This is a genomic window from Paraburkholderia sp., assembly GCF_035948235.1.
GTDB lineage: Bacteria > Pseudomonadota > Gammaproteobacteria > Burkholderiales > Burkholderiaceae > Paraburkholderia.
Window position 1 is genome coordinate 1 of record NZ_DASZJJ010000167.1, and the last position, 4,332, is coordinate 4,332.

Here is a 4,332-nt window from a genome sequence, read left to right on the forward strand (position 1 = left end):
TTTCGGCGTCATACCGTCGGGCTGTTGCCAGTACGGTGCGCCGCTGGGCGAGCGCGTTGAACCATGGCAAATTGCGAACGATTCGAACCCGACCGTGCGAATGCGGGCCACGCTAGCGCCGCGCATGCCGCGGCGCTCAACCACACGGCAGGCCAGCCGGCGAGTGCCAATAGCATCGGAATGACGGAGGGCGCGAGCCAGAACGCGATGAAGGCACCCGTATTGCCCATCGCGAGCGCGCTGCCCACGCGGCCGTGACCTGCAAGCGTCGCGAGTTCGGTGAACGCGACGCCATGCCATGCCGACGCAGCAATGCCGCCCGCCACCAGCAAAACAAATAACCCGATCAAGGCGAACAAGGGCAACGTTGAGCCCGGATGAACAGCGTGCGCGCATAGCGACGTCGCCACGGTCAGTAAAAAGAAGAGTAAGACCGTAAGCGCCGCGCATACACGCAGCCAGGCGTTGCGATTGCCGTGCAGATCGGTCCAGCGCCCGCTCCAGACCCGCGCCACCGCCGCGCCAATCTGCACCGATGCGAGCGCGGCGCCCGTCGCCACACTGCCTGCATGGCCGAAATCGTGCAGAAAAACGCTCGCAAACGTGATCACCGCGACCTGCGGCATGCACAGTGCCGCAATCCCGCCGACCATGCGCCAGACCTGCGCACGGCGCAGGGGCGAACGTGCGGGCGCCGCGCCCTGCACGCCCGGCGAAGTCGCCTCAAGCGCGATTGCATCCGGCTCGCTCACCCACATGATCGTCAGGACTGCAGAAATCAGGCACATCGCCGCGAGCGCGCCATAGACCCACACAAACCCCGTGTGAGATGCCAATGCAGGCAGCAACAGCGCGCCAATGCCCGCGCCGGAGGGTACCGCCGTCTGTCGGATACTCATTGCGAGTCCGCGCTCCGTTGGCCCGAACCATGCCATCACCGCACGCCCGCTCGAACCGTTAACGCTGCCGCCCAGCAGGCCGATCGCAAGAAAACCCGCCGCCAGCGCGTGCGGCCCCGGCACGCTGGCAGCGGACGGCACGCCCCACAACGCCATGGCGAATAGCGCCAACATCGTCGAAACCAGCCCGAGCAGCAGCACGCGCCGGTCGCCCCAGCGATCCGTTAACAGTCCCCATGGCAATTCGCTCAGCACCATGCCAAGACCGAGCATGCCAAGCACGAATCCGAGATCGCCCGTGCCGATCCCGTAGGCCGGGCGCATCCATACCGCCGTAGCCGGAATCCCCGAAAACGCCGCCGCAAAACTCGCATTGGCAACAACCCCGACACCCAGCACCTTCCAGCGATGCGACGCCGGGCGCCCCTTTCCATCCGCCATATGTGACACGACCGCCTCCAGAAATGCGTTGACTGCGGCCATGCTAAGGGCGCACCATCTATCGGAAAAGCGGGAATATCCAATCAACGTTATCGGCGTTTCCGAAACATCAACGCAGTATCGCGCAGTATCGGATAGCAACCACATGAACGCACGCGGTTTAGATCTCGCGCAATTGCGCACTTTCCTCGCCGTGACGGAAGCAGGTAGCGTATCGGGCGCAGCCGAGCGCATATTTCTTTCGCAGTCCTCGGTAAGCGAGCAGTTGAAGAAGCTGGAAGAACGCATCGGCCAGCCGCTATTCGTGCGCAGCAAGCAAGGCGTTGCGCCCACGCCTGCGGGTGCGAAGCTGCTGGAGCACGCGCGCCGCATCGTCGCGATGTGCGACGCGGCATTCGACGACATGCTCGGGCGCTCGCTCGACGGCGAGCTGCGCCTGGCCATCACCGACTACTACCGGCCGCACGACGTGGCCGCGATCATCCGGCGCTTCGCGAGCCAGCATCCGCGCCTGCGCCTGCACGTAACGGTGCTGCCAAGCGCCGTGATCGACGCGAGCGCGCAGGACAATGTGTTCGATATCGGGCTGTCGCTGCGCATGGTCGATGCGCCATCGCGGCGCGCGGCATCCAGCGGCGACGATACCGGCGCACGTCAGAGCACGGTGATCCGGCGCGAGAAGCTGCTCTGGGTGGGCGCGCGCGAAACGCTGCGCGAGCATGCGTCGCTCGCGCCGCCGTGGCCGCTGGTCCTGCTGCCGTCGACGTGCCTGTTGCAGCGCTATGTGGTGAAGTTGCTCGAGCGCGCGCGCATGCCGTATCTGATTTCGCATTCGGCGTCGGGCGTCGCCGGGCTTCAGCTTGCACTCAAGGCGGGTCTGGGGATTTCGTGTCTGAACGAATCGGCGATCGGCGATGGCGTGGAAGCCTGCCCCGCTTCGTTCGGTCTGCCGGCGCTGCCGGCAGCGGAGTTCCATCTGTTGCCGGGACGACCCGGCGAAAGCGCGCAGGTGAGTCATGCGCGCGAGGCGCTCGCGGCCCTGCTGGGTTAGCGGGCCGCGGGTCGCCACACATTGCGCGTCGGGGAGTTACGCCTTCGCGCTCACCAGATCGGCGAAACGCAGCAGATCGACGTTGCCGCCCGAAATCACCATGCCAACGCGCTTGCCGCGCACGTCGACCTTGCCGTGCAACACCGCCGCCGCCGCCAGACAGCCGGTCGGTTCTACCACCAGCTTCATGCGGCTCGCGAAAAATTTCATCGTTTCGACGAGTTCAGCATCGCTCACCGTGACGATTTCCTGCACGCGCTCGCGAATCACCGCAAAAGTGTAATTGCCGAGGTGCTGCGTCTGCGCGCCATCGGCGAGCGTTTTGGGCGTGTCGATGTGGACGATCTCGCCGCTCTGGAAGCTGCGCTGGCCGTCGTTGCCCGCTTCGGGTTCCACACCGATCACGGTGCAGCGCGGCGCCAGCGCGTGCGCCACCGTCGCGCAGCCCGACAGCAGACCGCCGCCGCCCAGCGGCGTGAGCAGCACGTCAAGCTCGCCGGCCTCCTCAAAGAGTTCCTTGGCCGCCGTGCCCTGCCCCGCCATCACATGCGGATGATCGTAGGGCGGAATCAGCGTGAGACCGCGCTCGGCGGCCAGCCGCTGGCCGAGCGCCTCACGGTCTTCGGTATAGCGGTCGTAGAACACGACTTCGCCGCCGTAGCCGCGCGTGGCCTCGACCTTCACGGCCGGCGCGTCGTGCGGCATCACGATCACCGCCTTCACACCAAGCAGTCGCGCCGACAGCGCAATCGCCTGCGCGTGATTGCCCGACGAGAACGTGATCACGCCGCCCTGTTTCTGCTCCGGCGTGAACTGCGCGATGGCGTTGTAGGCGCCGCGGAACTTGAACGCGCCCATGCGCTGGAAGTTTTCGCACTTGAAGAACAGTTCGGCGCCCGCGAGTTCGTTCGCAGTGCGCGAGGTCAGCACGGGCGTGCGGTGCGCGACGCCGCGAATGCGCTCGTGCGCGGCCGCGACGTCTTCGAAGGTGATCGGCAGGTTGCTCATGGTCGGTGCTCGTCAGGCAGGTAGGAATAAACGGTCGGACGCGCCACGCCGAGCGTGCGCGCGACTTCGGCAAGCGCGTGACGCAGGTTCAGGTGGCCGCTTTCGGCGAGTTCGCGCACGGCTTCGCGGCGCTGCGCCAGCGTCATGCCGATGGGCGTGGTGTTGCGCGCGGCGGCAAAGCGTTCGAGCGCGGCGCGGATGGTTTCGCGCGCCTCGCCGTTGGCGTGCGGCGCAAGCGTTTCGGCGACGGGCGCGGCGTGGCCGGTCTGCATCAACTGGCCAAGGCCCGCCGTGACCGCGCCGAGCAGCGACACGTCCATGTTCAGGCAGATGGCCGCGACGCACTCGCCCGCGCTGTTCTTCAGGCCGATCGACGTGCTCTTGACCGCACGGCCGTCCGGGAAGCGATTCGGGTAATTGGCGACCACATCGGGAAAGTGGGGGTCGGTGATGCGCGCGAGCCCCATTTCAGTGGCGGCGTCGCCGATCTGGCGGCCCGACAGATTGTTGGCGATGGCGACGACCGATTGTTCGGGCGTAGTGAGATCGTGGAGCAGCACTTCGACGAGCGGCGCGAGCGTCTGGCCGAGCGCCTCGACGATCTTGCGCCCCTCGCGCAGGAGGAGCTGGTTTTCGTGCTGCGGGTCGGCTTGGGCTGGCTTCGTCATGAGTGACATTTTGACGGTTTACGACAAAATGTCAACGACGCGATGATGGCGACAGAAATGAAAAACGCCCTTGCAGCGGCAGACGCTGCAAGGGCGTTTAAATACGATGTTGCGCGAATGGACGCTTAGAACGGAATATCGTCGTCCATTTCGTCGAAGCCGCCGCCAGCCGGCGCGCTCGGACGGCCACCGCCGCTGCTTGCGCCGCCACCGCTCGAACGCGGAGCGCCGCCGCCAGCGCCACCTGACGCACGGCCACCGCCGC

The 4,332-nt window shown here is 66.2% G+C and carries 4 protein-coding genes and 1 pseudogene; 1 reads left to right on the plus strand and 4 read right to left on the minus strand.

Going from position 1 to position 4,332, the window contains the following annotated elements; all coding sequences use genetic code 11:
- Positions 1-8: 8 nt before the first annotated feature.
- Entirely contained in the window at positions 9-1,382 is a 1,374-nt protein-coding gene (locus tag VG320_RS14790) for an MFS transporter (protein ID WP_327200850.1), read from the minus strand.
- 103 nt (positions 1,383-1,485) lie between these two features.
- Here VG320_RS14790 and VG320_RS14795 point away from each other — a divergent pair, with 103 nt between their 5' ends.
- Positions 1,486-2,391 carry a LysR family transcriptional regulator gene (locus VG320_RS14795; RefSeq protein WP_327200851.1) on the plus strand — a complete coding sequence of 302 codons (906 nt, stop codon included), beginning with the start codon at positions 1,486-1,488 and terminating at the stop codon, positions 2,389-2,391.
- 36 nt (positions 2,392-2,427) lie between these two features.
- Here VG320_RS14795 and VG320_RS14800 read toward each other — a convergent pair whose 3' ends face one another.
- From VG320_RS14800 to VG320_RS31190, 3 genes and pseudogenes are all read right to left on the minus strand, one after another.
- Positions 2,428-3,399: a threo-3-hydroxy-L-aspartate ammonia-lyase gene (locus VG320_RS14800; RefSeq protein WP_327200852.1), complete on the minus strand. Its 972-nt coding sequence runs from the start codon at positions 3,397-3,399 to the stop codon at positions 2,428-2,430.
- Positions 3,396-4,067, minus strand: a complete 672-nt coding sequence (locus tag VG320_RS14805) for a helix-turn-helix transcriptional regulator (RefSeq protein WP_327200853.1) — start codon at positions 4,065-4,067, stop codon at positions 3,396-3,398. The genes VG320_RS14800 and VG320_RS14805 overlap by 4 nt, the downstream gene beginning before the upstream one ends.
- Before the next feature lie 125 nt (positions 4,068-4,192).
- Positions 4,193-4,332: pseudogene (locus VG320_RS31190) on the minus strand (single-stranded DNA-binding protein); the annotation flags it as partial.